Below are 18,155 nucleotides of genomic sequence, written 5' to 3'. Positions count from 1 at the left end.
CAATTGATTTAGCGTAGTAGGTTCTTGAGCTGTTTAATGCTGCTGCTTTGCTTGGGGTTGAATTGTTCGCTTAGCATGTACTGCTCCAGGCTTGTCCGAAGCTGTTGGGCTGCAGGACGTTCGTGTAGGTCGGTGGTTAGGTCAGCACTGCTAACCAGAAGCTTGCCGTTTCCAACGGTGACTTCAAACAATAGAGCCAGTGGGCGATTCGTCACCCAATCATCAATGATTCGAACAATTGGCTCAATATCCGCATTCAGTTGGCTGATGTTGATGGCATCGGCATGCGAAACGGCATCCCACCATTGCCAGTTGCTGTGATATTCCGTTGGAAATTGGCTTAATGCCGGATGGCTTGGGTTGCATAAAATACCCAAGGTATGCGGTTTTTGCCCTACGGTCCATGCGGTGTTCCAAAAGATGGATGAAAAGCCAAGTCCAACTTCGCCTCCATAACCTTCCTTTACGGTTCCTTTACCCAAGTTGAGTAAAACTTTTCCGCCATTGTTAAGTTGTTCAATAGCTTGACGGTTGAGTTGACGGGTAACCAGAATTTCAGATGGAGTAGGCGTTTTTTTAGCGGGATACACCCAAAGATCCCAGTGATTGATGGCATTTTCAATGCTAACTTCCAGACGGAGTTGTTTGGGCGAATCACTTGTTTTAAAAACGTAGTTCAGCTGTCCCAGGTTAAAGCAATTGCCAATAGGGATATCTTGTTGTTTGAAAATTCCTTGGGCAACGGTGGTACCATCGGTTGTTTTTAAGGTCCAGCCTGATTTGGCTTGGTTCAGAGCCTCTGAACTGAAATTGGCAACTTCAACAGAAGCTTGCAAGGTATCGCCAACCGTGAAAACATGTTTTTTCAAGCGGGCCAAGGGAACAATGGAGTTGCAGAACTGGCTGTATTCTTCTGGAGTGATATAGCCTTTTTCATCCCAAAAGGCATCTAAAACTCCAACCAGGGCTGTTCCTTGTCCCGGAAAGTCGTGCAGGTCAAGTAATTGGAATCCGGCAAATCCAGGGGTTCTCAGTGCTGCCTCAATGTCGGCCTTGTAGCACAGTGCTTGCAGTTTTCCTGAAGCCAGCAAAAATCTATCGGCCAAATGAATCATGCCTTGTTCTTCCAGCTTTTCCTGGAAAATCTCAAAGTTTTTGGCTTTCAGTACGCCATCATATTTTTCAATTTCTTTGAAATTGGGGTAGGCACACCATTGTCCAATCTCATGGCTGACAACCGGCTTGCCGTCAGTAGTCAGGTCATCGCGCCAGTCGTAGTCGCTGCGAGGTGGCTGACTGTTGATAATACTCTGCAGCCCTTCACCCCAACCCTGAATCCGAGGAGCGGGGATATTGTGGTAGTTGTTGGCCTCGATAACGGGCCAGGCAGCTGCTCCGGTATAAAGACGGCGGGAATCTTTTTCAGTCCAATAGTTGACAAAATCGGATAAAAACTCGCGTTGATTTTTCCCGGCGGGTTCGTTTCCGTAGGCCATCAGGCAAAACGAAGGGTGGTTCCCATAGGCTTCAACCATTCGCTTGCTTTCATCCCACAGGTAGGCATCAATAGGTTTTCCGTCGCCGATGGTCGTCGTGGTATTAGCCCATGAAGAGCATTCTACCTGAAGGTAAACACCTAGTTCATCGGCTGCAGTGAAAGCAGCTTTGGGTGGGCACCAGGAATGAAATCGAATGTGGTTTAATCCGTGAGCTTTTACGATGCGCATAATCCGTTTCCATTCAGTGGTATCGCACGGCGGATAGCCTGTTTTTGGGAAAATGGCACATTCTAAAGTTCCTCGTAAAAAGGTCGGACGCCCGTTAATGGCAAATCGGCTTCCTTCAACCTTGAATTCGCGAAGACCGGTGATTATGCTTTTGCCGGACTGAGTGCCTTCTGTTTGTAACTGAAGGTCTAGTTCGTACAGGTTTGGATTGAATTCGTCCCACAAGGCAGCTGATTCTCCCAATTGGCAAGAAAGCTCAACCTGATTTTCACCGGGCAATAGTTCCAATTCCTGGGTTACCGTTGCAATGTCTTCGTTCGATTTGAAGTTATGAGGCTGTACATTCAAGCTAAAATTTCCTTTTTGCGTAACTGATCCCGTGTTGACCACTGTGGCTTTGACGGTGAATGATTTTGTGTCAAGGTCTGGAAATGCTTGCAGGCTGTTGATATGGATTGGCGCTTCAGCTTTTAGTAATAAGTCGCCAATCATGCCATTCCAGTTGGATTGGGTATGATCTGAAATAGAGTGAGAGTTCAATCCGGGATCAACCGCTTTTGTCCGGTTGTCAATGCAAACGGTCAGGCGGTGTTTGCCGGGAGTTAGCATGCTGGTTAAATCGTATTGATGAGCAGTTCCAAGCGAGTTTTGCATGCCTGCTTCTTGCCCGTCAACCCAAACCCGGCTTTCCCAATGGCAACGTTCCAGGTATAGTTCGATGGCTTGACCTTTCCAGCTTTCCGGAATGCTGACTTCTTTCTGGTACCAGGCAGCTCCCTTGTAGTATTTTATGGGCTGAAGCCAGCAAGGTACTTTGATGTTACCCGGTTCGCGATATTTTGCATACTCCGGGCTTTTGAAATAGGAACTGTCCACAATCAGTCCGGTCCATGGGGTATTGACCGATATGTCATCGCCTATGTTGTTGGTGGTTAATGAGCCGGGTAAAGTCAGGCTACCTTCAAAATTGCGGTTGTACCATTCCTCTTGAATTCCTTTATCATCAGGATCCAGTTCATATTGCCAGCTTCCAGCCAAATTAATCTGATTTTGACCTGCGTGAGGTTGGCAGGCTGTAGCAAAAATGATCAGTAAAAAGATTATAAAGTTCGTGTATTTCATCTGTTTTGTATAATAGTAAGTTTAACTTTCAGTCTCTAATTTTTCAATTTCTTCCAAACTTTTTCCTTTGGTTTCAGGCAGTTTCTTCAGAATAAACAGGAACCCTGCGATGCAGATAAAGGCATAAAGCCAGAATGTGCCACTGGCATTTAGCCATTTATTCAGTATTGGGAAGGTATAGGTGAGCACAAAGCTGGCAATCCAAAGCGACATGGTGGCGATAGCCATTGCAGCTCCCCGAATGCTGTTTGGGAAGATCTCGGAAAGAACCACCCAGGTAACCGGTGCAAGGGTCATGGCATAAGTGGCAATCGCCAACAATACAAGGCTTAAAATAGCCAGGCCTTTCAATTCAAGAAAGAAACAAATGCCCATGGTCAGGTAGATGACGGCTAATCCCAAAGATCCGGTCAATAGTAGTTTTCGGCGTCCCCAGCTGTCAACAACCCGCATGGCAAGCAGGGTGAAAAGCAGGTTAACTGTTCCGGTAACAACAATATTGAACAGCATGTCATTCAACGAGTAGCCGGCGGAGGTAAACACCTCTTCAGCATAGTTGAAAATGACATTGATTCCGCACCATTGCTGGAATGCCGCCAGAACAATGCCAATGACAAGTATTGGGCGTATTTTTTTTGAACGGAGTTTGCTCCAGTTGATTCGGGAGGAGTGCTCGGTAAAGGATTCGTTGATGCTAGCTTCTTCCTGCCGGGCATAATCAGCGCCTCCAATGCGTGATAGAATTTTTCGAGCTTCGGCATTATCTCCTTTCTTAAGAAGGAAGCGCGGACTTTCCGGAATGAAGAATGCCAAAATGAAAAACAGTAAAGCCGGAGCCAGTTCAGCCCAAAACATCCAGCGCCATCCCCATTGCCCATTCCAGGAATTCAGGATTGCCTGATCAGAAGCTCCCGGATCAACTTTGTCAGCAATAAGCAAATTGATTATTTGCGCTAGCAAAATTCCAATGACGATGGTAAGTTGGTTGACTGAAACCAGGCGCCCTCGCGTTGCTGCCGGAGCAATTTCTGCAATGTAAACAGGCGAAATAGCAGACGCTAATCCAATGCCAAGTCCACCTACCAGCCGGAAGATGATAAATGGGGTAAATTGAGAAACATAGCCCGTTCCCAAAGCAGAAATGGTAAACAGAGCAGCAGCGCAAATCAGCGATGGTTTCCGTCCGAAGCGATCGGAAATGAATCCGGAGGACAGCGCTCCAAATAAGCAGCCGATTAGGGCGCTGCTCATGGCCCATCCCTGAAGGGTTGGTGAGTTGATAATGTCGAAAAAACGTTCGTAAAAAGGTTTGGCACCGCCAATGACTACCCAGTCGTACCCAAAGAGCAGGCCTCCGAGTGCAGAGATGAGTGTGATGCCGAAAATGAACCTTTTATTCATGTGTTTAGGTTTATGGGGTTATACTTGAAGGCAAATCTAGCACCAAATGAGCAAATGGCAAATGAATTATTTTGTGATTTTATGGATTATCTTGCTATTTGGTATATTTTATTGTTTTTGTTTTCTGTTTGCTTTTTAGGGTTTTATAAAGATTTGAACTTAGTGGTTATTGGTAATGTGTTGCTATTTTGATAGTTTTGTCCAGTCAAGAATTCGGATTCGTTATTTAGGCAGTATTCATTTAAGATTGACGGTCGGCATTAAGTCATTGGTGTGTGGTGGAGCTCAGGAATTCGAAAGCTTGAATCGTTATTGAATAAGTTAATTAAGTATGTGATCTTTATACCTAGCTGTTGCTCATGAAAAAAGAAGAGGGATTTCCGGGACAATTGAGTTTTGTTCTGCCCGAGAAGGTCGTTAATCTGATCAGGCAAAACCGGTTGATTAATGATTTGTATTTTACCGACATTGGTTATTACCCGCAAGCCAGGTATCACTTTAGATTTCGAGAGCGTGGAAGTGCTCAGTATATTTTGATTTATTGCCTGGATGGCGAAGGGGTGATTCACGTAAAGGAAACGGATTATCCGATTCATGCCGATCAATATTTTATTATCCCTGCTGGAGTTGGTCATGCTTATCATTCGTCTTCAAAGCAGCCATGGTCAATCTATTGGATTCACTTTACCGGAGAAAAAGCGATGCTTTATCATCGTTTGTCGGGGGCGTGTTTTGATATTAAGCGGGAGCGAAATTCACGAATACATGATCGCCTCAACCTGTTTGCTGAAATCTTTCGTAACCTGGAACGTGGTTATAGTCAGGAGACGCTGGAATATGTCAACCTTTGTTTGCGATACCTGTTGGCTTCTTTTTCACATGTGCAACAATTTCGCGAGGTCAAATTATCAGATGAAGATGATGTGGTTGCTCAAACCATTAATTACATGCTCGAAAATCTGGATCGAAAATTGAAGTTGGAGCAAATCGCTTCGGTTGTTGCCCTTTCTGCATCGCATTACTCGCGTACGTTCCAAAATAGAACGGGTTATTCTCCGATTGAATACTTTATACAATTAAAGATTCAGCGAGCCTGTCAGCTTTTGGATAAGCGATCGCTTAGTATTGCTGAAGTGGCTTATCAACTGGGTTACGATGACCAGTTCTATTTTTCAAGACAGTTCCGAAAAGTGATGAATGTGACTCCCCGGGCTTACCGTAAGCGTTGAGAGGGGGCAGAAGGGGAGTGAAGTCATTCCTAAGCCGGACGGGATCTTAGAAGCAGGAATCAAGGCATTAGAAGATGGATAATAGACTTTAGATGCCCGGATTCTCATAATCAAGACAATAGGCATTAGACAGGCACTCATAACCACCCAGTCACCAACCACTGATCACCATTCTCCGGGCACTCTTTTTCTCCAACTTTAGGCACTTCTTCACAAGTGCTCTATTCCCAGCCTCCTCCCAAGGCCTGGTACAAATTGATAAAGGCTTCGAGTAAATCCTGTTTGTTGCTGGTTAACGACATTTGAGCATCAAAGGCCTGGCGCTGGCTTTCAAGAAATTCGATGTAGCTGGCAATTCCTTTGTCATACCTTTCTTCAGAAAGTTTTGCAGCTTCAACCGCAGCATCAACATGTTCCTGAATCGCTTTTTCTTCCTGTTTCAGGGTTTGAATAGCTACCAGGGCATCTTCTACTTCTCGAAAAGCATGGAGAACGATGCCTTCATATTGGTGGATGGCCGCTTGGGTAAGCGCTTCTTCAGCCTTTACGCGGTTGGCATTTTTTTGCCAGTTGAAAAGCGGTCCCAAAAGGCTTCCATTGACATTCCAGGCCGGATCACCAGAAGTAAGCTCACTTAAATCGTTGCTGGCAACACCGAGTAAGCCCGTTAAACTAAATGATGGCAAACGCAATGCTTGCGCAACGCCAACCATTGCAGTTTGGGCAATTAATTCTTGTTCTGCCTGCATGATATCCGGTCGGCGGTCCAACAAACTTGAAGGAATGCCTGCTGGTATTTCCGGAACCTGCGCGTAAACATTGAGCTTATTGGCATAGTCTTGCTGACTGGGATACTCGCCAATCAGGAAAGCCAGGAAATTCTCCGATTGTGTTGCCAACCGCTTATAAAGAGGGATAGCTGCCTCGGCGATGGCTTTTTGAATTCGGGAATGGTTCAGGTCAATTGCCGGAATGATTCCTGCATCAAGGCGGTACTGCAAAATTTGGTAGGAGCTATCCCTAATCGCATAGGTCGATTCAGCAATTTGCAGTTTGGCGTTAAACTCCTGAACTTGAAAATAGGTCGTTGCCACGGTAGTGACAAGCGAAAGCCGTAAGGCATTTAACCCATGTTCGCTGGCCAGGTACTGGGCTTGAGCCGCTTCATTCATTCGTCTTATTTTTCCCCAGAAATCCAGTTCCCAACTGGCTTGTCCAATCAGGTTAAAGCTGTTGACCGGGTTGGGAAGTTTGCTTCCCGCATAATTGCCTCTTCCGGCTGTACCTGAATAAGAAAACTGCGGGTACAAATCAGCTTTTTGGATGGCCAACTGGTGGCGCACGGCTTCAACTCTTTGGGCAGTGGCCAACAGGTCTTTATTGTTGTGCAATGCTTTTTGAATCAGGGTATCCAATTCCGGATCATTAAACAGGTTCCACCATTTCAGCTTATCGTCAAAATTGGCTTTCTCTTCGTCAAAAAGGTAATGCTCCGGAAGTTGAACTTCGGGTCGGGTATAGTTTTTTCCGACTCTGCATCCTCCGAGAATTAGGATTCCCAGAAAAAGCAAAGCGATGGCTCGAATCATTTTCATAAGGCTACTCTTTTGGTTTTTGTTGATTGGCTAATGCTCTTTTTTCTTCGTATTTAGCCAGCTTTCCGATGAAAACAAATAACATCGGATACATGACGACTCCAAGTAAAGTGGCGATGGTCATTCCTCCGAATAAGGCCATGCCCATCACTTTGCGGGCTTCGGCTCCGGCTCCGGATGCTACAACAAGAGGTAATACGCCGAGGATGAATGAAAAGGCAGTCATCAAAATGGGACGAAAACGGAGCCGTGCCGATTCAATGGCTGCATCATATAAGCTCATGCCTTCATCAAATTTGATTTTAGCAAACTCAACAATCAGAATGGCATTTTTTGCGGCCATGGCAATGAGCATAACCAGCGAAATCTGCATAAATACATTGTTCTCGAAGCTGGGGCTTATAAAGCGTGCAAGTAAAACAAAAAGCATGGCTCCAAGAATGGCAAATGGCGTTCCGAGCAGAATGCTGAAAGGGAGCGACCAACTTTCGTATTGTGCAGCCAAAATCAGGAAGACAAAGATTAAAGCGAAGACAAAAACGATTGCTCCCGAGCCACTTGCTTTTTTCTCCTGGTACGACATGTTGGCCCACTCGTATCCCATGCCCGGAGGCAATACTTCCTGAGCGACTTCTTCCAAGGCTGTAAGGGCTTGCGCTGAACTGTATCCGGAAGCTGGCGAACCCGACAGTTCAACAGCCCGGTAAAGGTTGAAACGGTTGGTGTAGTCTGCTCCGGAGCTTTTTTCAACTGTGACCAGTGAAGAAAGTGGCAGGCTAACCCCATCGCTGTTTTTAATGAAATACATGTTGAGTTGATTGCCATCCTGACGATATTCAGGAGCCGCCTGTAAGTAGGCTTTGTATAGTCGTCCAAACCGGTTGAAGTCGTTAATGTAAGCACCTCCTAAAAAGGCACTGATGGTGGTGTAAAGGTCATTCAACTGGACACCGGCTTTCAGTGCTTTGTCCCGATTAATGTTTAGCCGTCGTTGGGGAACATTCGAACGGTAGGTGGTGAAAATATTGGCAATTTCGGGCCGCTGCATGGCTGCTCGTATAAACAGTTCGCTTTGTTCTGAAAGGAATTGAGGCGTGTGTCCCTGCTTGTCTTGCAACATGAGGGTAAAGCCTGAGCCGTTTCCAAGGCCAGGAATGGCAGGAGGACCGAAAGAGAGCACCTGGGCTGCTTTGATGTTTTGGTTGAAAAGCATGTTTAGCTTTTGAGCAACCTGGTTGGCTTTTAGCTTGCGTTCATCCCATCTCTTCAAGGTAATAAAACATATGGCTGAGTTGGTGGACATACTTCCTGAAAGCAGGTTAAAGCCTGCAACGGAAGCGACACTTTGAATCTCTTCGACATTTTCAAGGATCGCTTGTACGTCATCAACGACTTTAGTCGAGCGTTGCAGCGAGGCCGCATCAGGAAGCTGCATGTTTACAAACAGATAGCCTTGATCTTCTTCGGGGATGAATCCTTCGGGAACAAACAGGCTGACAACAACTGTTAAGACCACCGTCATGACCAGGAACAGGATACTTCGCGTGATCTTCCGGGCAACAATATGGGTTACTTTCATGTAGTTGACGGAGCCTCGGTCAAAAGCCTTGTTGAAGGTTTTGAAAAAGCGACCAAGCAAACCGCCGGGCAATGTTGGTTTTCGCAAGAGAATGGAGGCCAGGGCAGGGGACAGGGTCAAGGCATTGACCGATGAAAATACCACGGAAACAGCCACGGTAATGGCAAATTGCTGATACAGCCGACCGGTGATTCCGCCCATGGAGGCTACCGGAATAAATACGGCAACAAGCACCAGCGTGGTGGCTATAACCGGAGCCGTAACCTCTTTCATGGCAGCAATGGTGGCCGTTTTCCGATCCATGCCGTTTTCTATATTAACCTGCACGGCTTCGACAACCACAATGGCATCATCCACCACAATTCCGATGGCAAGAACAAGTCCCAGCAAGGAGAGGGTGTTGATGGTGAATCCCAACAATGGAAAAATGGCAAATGCTCCGATTAAAGAAACCGGGATGGCAATGGTTGGAATAAGGGTTGCCCGCCAATCCTGAATAAACAGGAATACGACAAGGATGACCAGAATTAAAGCAACAATGAGGGTGATGACTACTTCTTTAAGTCCTGCAGTAATAGGAGCTGTGGCATCCAATGCTGTTTCGTATTGTATTCCTTCAGGAAAGGAGGCTGCCAGCTCATCCATGGTTTTAATAATTTCTTCACCCATGGTAACCGCGTTGGTTCCTGGAGACTGATAAATGGAAATTAGAGCGCAGGGTTTTCCCTGGTAGTGGGCTTCGGTATTGTAGCTTTCCGATCCCAGCTCGATGGTGGCTACATCTTTTAGTTTGAGCTGACTACCGTCCTGGTTGGTGCGAATGGCAATCTCTCCAAACTCCTCAGCTGTAACCAGCCTGTCGGGTAAAGTAACGGTGTAGGTGTGTTCGGTGCCTGGAGGGGCCGGTTCGGCGCCAAACTTACCTCCGGGAACAATGGTGTTTTGCTGCCGGATGGCATTGGTAATTTCAGGTACGGTTAAGTTTAATTGCGACAGCCGGTCCGGCTTGATCCAAATACGCATGGAGTAGTTGCCGGCTCCCATGACGGTGACACGGCCTACTCCTCTAACCCGTGCCAGGACATCTTGAATGTTGATGATGGAATAGTTCCCCAAAAATTTCTGATCGTATCGTCCATCGCTATAAATGGCCAAAGCCATAACAATGCTACTCATGCTTTTTTTGGTGGTGACCCCCATTCGTTTAACCTCTTCCGGGAGTTTGGCCGTAGCGGCAGAGGCCCTGTTTTGGGCAAACACCGTATTCATGTCCGGATCAGTGCCTATTTCAAATGAAATACTAATGACCATACTGCCGTCGTTGGCGTTGGTCGATTTCATGTAAAGCATGTTTTCCACACCATTGATTTCCTGTTCCAAAGGCGTAGCAACTGATTGTTCTACATTGATGGCATTGGCTCCACTGTACTGAGCTCTTACCTGAACCATTGGTGGCGTAATGTCAGGGAACTGTTCCATGGGAAGTTGTATGGCCGAGATCCCTCCGACGATCAGAATAACGATCGCAATAACCATGGCCACGATGGGCCGTTTAACGAAAAAATTTCCCATAGCTTATTGTTCTTCGTTGCGTACACTAACAAACTCTTGTGGTTGAGGAGTTATTTGCATTCCTGTTCGAACCCGGTTGGTTCCTTCAAGAATGACCAAATCTCCCGGGCTGATTCCCTGGCGAATAATCACGATGTCCTGCAGGGTTTCACCAGCCTCAACAGATCTGAATTCTACTTCGTCCTTGTCGTTTACCACATAGACGTGGTATTGCCCCTGAACTTCCTGTAAGCACTTTAACGGAATGACTACTGCTTTGGCCCGTTCGGCAAAACCGATTCTTAAGCGGGCAAATTGTCCGGGGCGTATGGTTTCTTTGGGGTTGGGGAAAGAGGCTTGCACCAGAATTGTTCCGGTTGTTGGATTAATGTTCCGTCCAACAAAATCAACCCTTCCCAAGTGAGTATGTCGGCTACCGTTGGCAAAGAAAAGCTGAACCTCTGCTTCTTTTTCCTGTTTGTTTGGTTCCGCAATGGCTTGCTGGGCTTTTTCGAGTTGAGAAATGTTCAGGTATTGCAATTCGGTTAAGTAGAAGTGAACCAGGATGGTGTCTAGTTGAGATATTGTATTCAGCACAACCGGGTTGGGAGCAAGCCCGACATAATCTCCGGTCTTTGCTTCTGAAGCTCCGATAATGCCGCTGATTGGAGCGTATATTTTCGTGTAGCTTTGCTGAATTTTGGCATAGTCGAGTGAGGCCTGGGCTGCTTCCAGTGAGGCTTGGGCTGCCCCATAGCTGGCAACAACAGCGTCATAATCACTTTGACTGACGGCTTTATTAGCAACAAGTGGTTTGTAGCGGTTGTAGTCGCTTTCAGCTTTAATCAGGTTGGTTTTTGCCTGGGCCAAAAGGCTCATGGCTTCAGCTACTTTTGCATTTAAAGGAGCCGGATCGATGGAGTAGAGCAATTGCCCTTTTTTGACTTTTCCGCCTTCTTTAAAATGAATGCCTTCCAAATACCCATCAACGCGGGCTCGAACGGAAATATCATAAAGGCCATAGGTTTGACCGATAAAATCTTTGTAGACCTCTACCTCCTCCATTGAGGCTTTGTACACCGGAATTACAGGGGGCTCAAAGGTGGGTTTCTGGGGAGCACATCCTACCACAAAGGTAAGGATTAGTGCCAAGGCGAATGTTTTTGTCATAATTTGAGGAGATATTAAATTTCTAATTGTGAAATGGGTCAATATCTTGTAATGACTTGAATGGTCGCTGTTTCGAGATATAATTTAGGGAAATATCAGCTTAAAAGCAAGTTGTAAGTGGAGATAAGGAGAAATTCAGATTATTATATCCAGGAGGAAGGAGGAGAGGAGGAAGAAGTGAATAAAAGCGGCTTTTTGTGTGGAGTTTGTGATTTGAGCCTTGCCTTTTTTACTTTGAGAATATTAGTTAGAGGTAATTGCTTAAGCAGGAACAACGAAGTTTTTGGGAGCTTTCTGTACGCTCTGTTTTTTTTAATCGGTCAGAGTGGTATTTTTTATAGAGTTTGGGGACAAAATAATAGAAATTGAATAACAAGAATGATTCCGACCTAAGGGAAGTCGTTAATCATTCTTGTTATGAGCTAACTCATTACCCATTTTTTTCAAATGGCATGAGGCGAATGAAATGGCTAATACTCTTCTTCGTAATCAGGTGACTCAGGATCGATAATCTGTAAATTTACTTTATAAATTTCCATTTCACTCATAGTCCAGAATTTATGACCTTGATTTGTCTTATTTACAGCATATCTGAGATATCGAAATGGTTGACTGGATTTATATGTTGGAGATTGGAACCAGTCTGTTTGAGATGTTGGTAATCCGTCTTTTTCTTTGGTCAGATTAATAATCAAAAACCAGTCCTGACCATCAATACTCCCCATAAGGTCAACATCAATTGGTTTTCCTAAGGACTGATTTGTTCTTGGAAACCAGTTTATTTTAAAAGCTTTGACCTCTTCCTGAAGATCAAAATCCAACCATGCAATATCTGGGATATCTCCACTCCATCTAGCGTGATAAATTGTTCCATCATTGCCATCGAAAAGGTTTATGGGAGGATTTTTCCCTCCTTCCATAATTGAATTACCAGTTATTTGTGCTTCAGTAAAACTTAATTTCTCTTGAGATAGAAAAGTTTCCTGAATTGGGGCATGACCAGATATTCCAGTATATTCATGTGAATCTCCTGGTGTCCGGGTAATACTGTAGGGGGTTAGTCTAAATTGGTAATCACCATATTTATATCTTGTATCATCTATAAGTAGAGAGTCTCCACTTGAAAGGTTGATTACGTCTTTATTTTTACGGTGATCAAAATAGCTCACTTCTATATAGTGAATATTCTCGTGATCAGTTGGCATATCCCACCTTAAAACAATTTGTCCAGGCAAGGAATCTGAATGTACGTTACTTATATCGGGAGGAATAACATTTACAGTTTCATTTTCCTCACAGGCAATAAAGAAAAAAGGTACGATTAAAATATATAGTAATTTCTTCATCTGTTTTTCGTTTTAGTTTGTTAAATACAAGCGAAGCCTTAATATCCGGGGTTTTGAACCAGGTTTGTGTTTACATTAATATCTTTGATTGGTATAGGGAGCAAGTAATTTGCGGGCTTAAATACACGATTAAAAGGTATTTCTGTAACATTCACATAGTTCTCAACGTCTTCGGCCTCAGTATTAAATCCGTTATGTTTTTTATTGAAGGCTTCTTCGGCTAACATCCAGCGTCTCATATCCCAAAAGTTGTGGTTTTCAAGGTATAATTCAATTTGACGTTCCTGTCTTACAATCTCACGAAGTTTATCCTGACTTAGGTCTGCAACCGTGCTCCAGGCTTCTTCAACAGTTGGAATGCCTGCACGCACTCGAACCTTGTTTAGATATTTTTTGGCATTAGCTAAATCGTTTACTTCAACACATGCTTCGGCCATAGTAAGGTAAAGCTCAGCCAGCCTGATAACAGGCCAAGGATACTCAATAGGGCCTTCACTGCTTAGTTTTGTTCTGTGTGATGGATCACACCCTTTTTTGTTAAGAAAACCAGAGGGGTTGTAGTTATTTGTTCTGTTGCCTCTTCCACAATTTCCGTTTTTCAACATTGAAGTTACTAGCCGAGAGTAGTTTTCTCCTTCGATAATTGATTCCTGAAAGTCTGGATCATCTTTATAGGCACCATTGGATGTAGCAGACATTAATTCATAGTAACCCCCATGAAAAGATACCCAGGCATAAAATCGAGGTTCTCTGTTCAGATTGTAAACTGCCGTTTTCTTTCCTGGTTGAGCTACTTTTTCATCTTTTTGCTCCACTGTAATTACATTAAAACGATTGGCGTAGTTGTATGCTGGGTCTTCACTTATGGGTAACCCATTTTCGGTATAAAAACGATCTAACATGGCTAAAGTGGGACCTACTCCATTCCAGGAAGCCTTTGATACAAAGGGGCGAGACTTATTTTGTAAGCCATATGTACCTTCTTTACGAGTATCTGCCCAAAGAATCTCGGAATTAGCAGGTTCAATAATGTTGTACCTTAATGTACGTATTACCGGATCATCAGGATAACCGTTTTCACCATAACTGCTATTCGTATATAACGCATGATTCTCTGATTCAGCTGTCGTGATAGCATCCAGCGTTGCATCTTTTACTAACTGCCACTTTTGCAAATCAAAGCTTGTTGGGAAGAGTGGAGTACCATCATCATTCTTCAAGTCATCATACCTTGAGTTCCCGTTAAATAAGGGAGAGGCTGCATACAAAAGCATTCTTGTCTTAAGAGCCTTGGCTGCAACACTTGTAGCCAATCCATATTCTTCTCCAAATCTTTTTGCAGGTAAGTTGGTAGCAGCTTCATCAAATTTATCAACAACAAATTGTACGCATTCATCCAGACTGCTTCTTGTTGAAAAGTCTTCCGGAGGAGTATTGACATCAGGTTCTTCTTTTATCAAAATACTGGGGCCGTAGCACTTGATTAATAGAAAATGGTAATACGCAATCAAAAAGTCAGCCTGAGCTATATAGTCTTTGATTAGTTTTTCGGAAAGTCCTGGTACGTTCGCTACATTGTTTTTCATTATATAGCATTGCCTCAGGCCTCCAAATAAGGTGTTCCAGTATGAAATAACAGGTGTTGTAGCTGTGTAGTTCCCTTTGGGGAATTTAGCAAATGTTTCGTGTTCAAAGGCCGTAATTACTTCATCACCTGTCATCAAATCAAGGGATGCTGCGCCATCTCTGGGGTTTGGCAAGTAGGAGTAGCAGGAGTATAAAAACTTTTGTGCAGCTTTTTGATCCTTAAAGGCATCTTTCTCAGTGGGTCTTTCGTCAGGAACAATATCGAGATAGTTACAGGATGATATTCCTAATAAAATAAAAGCGAGTATTATTGAATATATTGATGTTTTCATCTGTTTTGTATTTAGTGTTTGTTATAAATTAATTTGCAGGCCAACATTTAAAGAACGCTGTGTTGGGTAGCGTAAACCAGAACCTCCACCTTGTTCCGGATCCCAGTGTTTAAATGAAGAAATTGTTAAAAGATTCATTCCGCTAACATAGAAACGTGCTCTTTTGTAGGTATAACCAATTTCTGCATTTTTTAACTTTAGAAATGAGGCATCACGTAGCCAAAAGTCAGATGCGGCAGAATTGTTGCCGTGTCCAATTTTTGTGAGTCGAGGATAAGCTGCATAAATATTTTGATTATCAGGACTCCAATGATCATCTGCGATAAACTGGAGCACATTATGACTATTTTGAGTTCCAAACGGATGAAACCCTGACATCATCAGCGAGGTATTTGCCACGCCTTGAAAAAAACAGGAAAGGTCGATGTTTTTATACCTTACTGAGGGACCGAAACCATAAACAATTTCAGGAACAGTAGGATGTCCCATGGTTACCTTATCATCGGAATTTATAATGCCGTCATATTCTCCTTCTGCATTGGGCTGGTCCAGGTATTTGATATCTCCGGGAGCAACATTCTCCGAAATCTGCTGGTCGGCACTATTGGCAATATGGTTCCAGTCAATGAAGAGATTATCCGAGACGTAGCCTTCTATTCGGTTTAAATAGCTTCCAACACGCCTCAAGTGAGGATATTCCATATATGCGGGTTCATCGTAAGCGGTAATTTTGTTACGAGCAAATGTGAATGTTCCCTTAAATTGGATAGTCCAGTCCTGGTCTAATATCTTCCCATAGTCTACAGCAAGATCAAATCCTTGATTTCGCACGGCTGCAAAGTTTCCGTACACTTTTGTGTCTGCTGTTCCGAGATAGTTCGGAATAGTTGCTTTTTGCTGAAAAATATTTTCTCGATTCTCCCTGAAAAAATCGACAACAATATTTAGATTTCTAAAAAGTTGCAAATCTGCTCCAATATTTAGCTTTCTGCCAACTTCCCAAGTGATGTCGGTGTTGCTATAACGTACATACTTTGGCCCGGCCATTTCTGTTTTAGTTGAGCCATAGCCGGTTATATATTTGCTGCTCCCGCTCAAACTGATATCTGAAAGATATACAAAACGGTCACTGCCAATTTGATCATTACCAACTAATCCGTAGGAAGCTCGGAATTTTAGGTTAGATATTGTATTGCTTAATGGTTCAAAGAAAGCTTCACGAGATATGTTATAGCCAACCGCTATTGAAGGAAAGAATCCCCAACGATGGTTTTTTGCAAAATTTTCAGATCCATTATAACCTAAATTGGCTTCGAACAAGTAGCGGTTGTCATATCCATAAGAGAAACGTGCGGCCATCCCCTGTTTACGTTTTGGCAATGAGGCCATAAGATTATCTGCCTTATTGTTGGCTAGTTGGTCTTGATTGTAAAGTAGCATTGCGTTTACATCATGCATTCCAAACTTTCGGGTATAATCAAAGTAAGTTTGGAGATAGACACGGCGGTTTCCACTAATTTGCCCAGAAGTAGAAAGTACGGGGTCGTTTTCTTCTCCTTGAGCTTCAATTGTATAGGAGTAGGTGCCATCTTCATTCAATGAATAGTCCGTAACGCGGTAACTATTATACCCTTGTTCGCGTTTTGTACTTGTTGCTGAATTATTGCGAAATGAGGCCAATGCTTTGAATCGAAGCCCTTTGGTCAGTATATCGAGTTTTTGTTCAAATTCCAGATTCGCTGTTATGTTACTGTTAAATGAATCTTCGTACCCTCTTACTAATTCTGCAAGTGGATTTATTCCGGAAATTCCTTCTGAGGTCCCTCCCCATTTTATCCAGGAGTCATCTTCATTGCGAGGATACATCACTGGAAAAACCACAGGACTGGTATTAATAACTGATGAAAATAAACTTCCGGTACCTTGGGATGGAGCACGTTTGGTTTGAAGTTGAGTGTTTAGCTTAAGCCCAACTTTTGATGTTTGGGATAGCTTTAGATTAATGTTGTTTTGAAACACATAGCGGGATAGGTTAATGTTGTTTTTATACGAAAAGAACTCATTACTTCTTCCTCTCAACATTCCCTCTTGATGATTGTATCCTACATTCATGAAATAGTCAAGTTTTTTTCCACCTCCTCTGACATTGAAATTGACATTTTGAGACATGGAAGACGATTTGAAAATTTCATCATACCAGTTAACATCAGGAAACACATATGGGTTGAGTCCTAGTTCGGTACCTCTTATTTCTTCATTGGTGTAAAGCCTGTCGCCCAATGATTGGTTGCGTACAGCTTCATTAAATAAGCTCATATATTGGGGGGCTGAAACGAAATCAGGAGTAGACGTTGGGGTGTTTACAGTATTCTCTAATCGTACATTAATAACAGGCTGCTTCATGTCGGCACCGCTTTTGGTTGTTATTATGAGTACTCCATTTGCCCCTCGTGTACCATACATTGCAGTTGCAGTTGCATCTTTCAAGATTGAAAAACTTTCAATGGTCTCGGGAGGAAGAGCATCTAAGCTGGATTTAGAAGATTCAACTCCGTCAATTACGATTAATGGGTCTTTAGCTCCGCTTAGAGTTGATATTCCCCGTATGTAAAAATTAGCCCCATCGGCTCCTGGCTCTCCACTTCGCTGGAAAGCAATTACCCCAGATAATCGTCCTGCAAAGGCACTTGAAAGGTTTGTTGCGGGAACAACTAAGTCATCGGGCCGTATGCTTTGAATAGAGCCAACGATGCTTTCCTTTTTTTGAGCTGTACCAAAAGCAGTAACAACAACCTCATCTAACCCTTTGGCTTCTGCAATCATTGTGACATTTATCGTGCTTTGATCAGAAACTACTATTTCTTGTGATTTCATGCCAATAAATGAAAACAGTAGAGTGATGCTCTCCTGTTTTGATACCTTTAATGAATAGTTACCTTCAGTATCGGTTATTGTTCCTTGTGTCGTTCCTTTTAATACAACAGTTACGCCAGGAAGAGGCTGTCCTGCATCATCTTGAACTCTTCCCTTTATTATTAGTGGTTGTTGCGCATTTGCTTGCTTACTTGTAGTCAGAATGATTTGTTTATCAATTATTCGGTAGTCTATTTTATTGTTTACAAACAACTCACTCAGAACTTCCTTGATGGTTGTTTCTTCAAAATTGACTTTGACTTTTCGAGTAAGGTCAATTTGGTTTTTATTGAAGATAAACCGGTATTCTGATTGATCTTCAATTTTGTTGAGCACATTCTCAAGGCTTACAATTTCATGCTTTAGAGTGATTTTTGCACTTTGAGAATACCCGGTTGAAGCAGCTGTTTGAAAGATACTTGCCAGGGTAAAAAATAAGGCTAGGCGCATAACTTTAAATGTTTTTGAAAGTACATGACTTTGCCATGTTCTTTCCCCATGTTTTTTTTTCATAAATTTGGAATGTTTAGTACTTAGTTAAAAAATCGTCTATATGCTAAATGTAAGAGGAAGTGTTGCGAGCATTTCCTCTTTTTTTTAGTT

At 43.3% G+C, this 18,155-nt stretch carries 9 protein-coding genes; 1 reads left to right on the top strand and 8 read right to left on the bottom strand.

Annotated elements, in window-relative coordinates:
* Positions 1 to 8: 8 nt before the first annotated feature.
* Together ACRD6K_RS16640 and ACRD6K_RS16635 are read right to left on the bottom strand one after the other, a co-directional pair.
* Positions 9 to 2,849, bottom strand: coding sequence for a sugar-binding domain-containing protein (locus ACRD6K_RS16640; RefSeq protein WP_430974194.1), 2,841 nt, complete (start codon positions 2,847 to 2,849; stop codon positions 9 to 11).
* Between the two features lie 21 nt (positions 2,850 to 2,870).
* Positions 2,871 to 4,250 carry a sugar porter family MFS transporter gene (locus ACRD6K_RS16635; protein ID WP_430974193.1) on the bottom strand — a complete coding sequence of 460 codons (1,380 nt, stop codon included), beginning with the start codon at positions 4,248 to 4,250 and terminating at the stop codon, positions 2,871 to 2,873.
* Positions 4,251 to 4,609: 359 nt separating this feature from the next.
* On the opposite strand from ACRD6K_RS16635, the gene ACRD6K_RS16630 reads away from it, so the two are divergent.
* On the top strand, positions 4,610 to 5,479 hold the full coding sequence (locus tag ACRD6K_RS16630) for an AraC family transcriptional regulator (protein ID WP_430974192.1): 870 nt from the start codon (positions 4,610 to 4,612) through the stop codon (positions 5,477 to 5,479).
* A 221-nt stretch (positions 5,480 to 5,700) separates the two neighbouring features.
* Here the strand turns inward: ACRD6K_RS16630 and ACRD6K_RS16625 are convergent, their stop codons facing one another.
* From ACRD6K_RS16625 to ACRD6K_RS16600, 6 genes are all read right to left on the bottom strand, one after another.
* A complete protein-coding gene (locus ACRD6K_RS16625; RefSeq protein WP_430974191.1) occupies positions 5,701 to 7,074 on the bottom strand; it encodes an efflux transporter outer membrane subunit in 1,374 nt (457 codons plus the stop codon).
* Positions 7,075 to 7,078: 4 nt separating this feature from the next.
* Positions 7,079 to 10,225 (bottom strand): efflux RND transporter permease subunit, encoded by a 3,147-nt coding sequence (locus ACRD6K_RS16620; RefSeq protein WP_430974190.1) that lies wholly within the window; start codon positions 10,223 to 10,225, stop codon positions 7,079 to 7,081.
* Between the two features lie 3 nt (positions 10,226 to 10,228).
* Positions 10,229 to 11,374, bottom strand: coding sequence for an efflux RND transporter periplasmic adaptor subunit (locus ACRD6K_RS16615; RefSeq protein ID WP_430974189.1), 1,146 nt, complete (start codon positions 11,372 to 11,374; stop codon positions 10,229 to 10,231).
* A gap of 470 nt (positions 11,375 to 11,844) precedes the next feature.
* The gene (locus ACRD6K_RS16610; RefSeq protein ID WP_430974188.1) at positions 11,845 to 12,720 is read right to left on the bottom strand and encodes a discoidin domain-containing protein; all 876 of its coding nucleotides are present in this window, start codon (positions 12,718 to 12,720) and stop codon (positions 11,845 to 11,847) included.
* A gap of 38 nt (positions 12,721 to 12,758) precedes the next feature.
* A complete protein-coding gene (locus tag ACRD6K_RS16605) occupies positions 12,759 to 14,639 on the bottom strand; it encodes a RagB/SusD family nutrient uptake outer membrane protein (protein ID WP_430974186.1) in 1,881 nt (626 codons plus the stop codon).
* A gap of 21 nt (positions 14,640 to 14,660) precedes the next feature.
* Entirely contained in the window at positions 14,661 to 18,065 is a 3,405-nt protein-coding gene (locus ACRD6K_RS16600; RefSeq protein ID WP_430974185.1) for a TonB-dependent receptor, read from the bottom strand.
* Positions 18,066 to 18,155 lie beyond the last annotated feature (90 nt).

The sequence above is a fragment of the Sunxiuqinia rutila genome (assembly GCF_050589705.1).
GTDB lineage: Bacteria > Bacteroidota > Bacteroidia > Bacteroidales > Prolixibacteraceae > Sunxiuqinia > Sunxiuqinia rutila.
The sequence above is the reverse complement of the archived record's forward strand: the minus strand, read 5'-3'. Positions and strand labels throughout refer to the sequence as shown.

Bases quoted from the DNA above. Each gene is read 5' to 3' on its own strand.
- ACRD6K_RS16600 (WP_430974185.1), bottom strand. From the start codon at position 18,065: ATGAAAAAAAAACATGGGGAAAGAACATGGCAAAGTCATGTACTTTCA.
- ACRD6K_RS16640 (WP_430974194.1), bottom strand. From the start codon at position 2,849: ATGAAATACACGAACTTTATAATCTTTTTACTGATCATTTTTGCTACA.
- ACRD6K_RS16605 (WP_430974186.1), bottom strand. From the start codon at position 14,639: ATGAAAACATCAATATATTCAATAATACTCGCTTTTATTTTATTAGGA.
- ACRD6K_RS16620 (WP_430974190.1), bottom strand. From the start codon at position 10,225: ATGGGAAATTTTTTCGTTAAACGGCCCATCGTGGCCATGGTTATTGCG.
- ACRD6K_RS16615 (WP_430974189.1), bottom strand. From the start codon at position 11,374: ATGACAAAAACATTCGCCTTGGCACTAATCCTTACCTTTGTGGTAGGA.
- ACRD6K_RS16610 (WP_430974188.1), bottom strand. From the start codon at position 12,720: ATGAAGAAATTACTATATATTTTAATCGTACCTTTTTTCTTTATTGCC.
- ACRD6K_RS16635 (WP_430974193.1), bottom strand. From the start codon at position 4,250: ATGAATAAAAGGTTCATTTTCGGCATCACACTCATCTCTGCACTCGGA.
- ACRD6K_RS16630 (WP_430974192.1), top strand. From the start codon at position 4,610: ATGAAAAAAGAAGAGGGATTTCCGGGACAATTGAGTTTTGTTCTGCCC.
- ACRD6K_RS16625 (WP_430974191.1), bottom strand. From the start codon at position 7,074: ATGAAAATGATTCGAGCCATCGCTTTGCTTTTTCTGGGAATCCTAATT.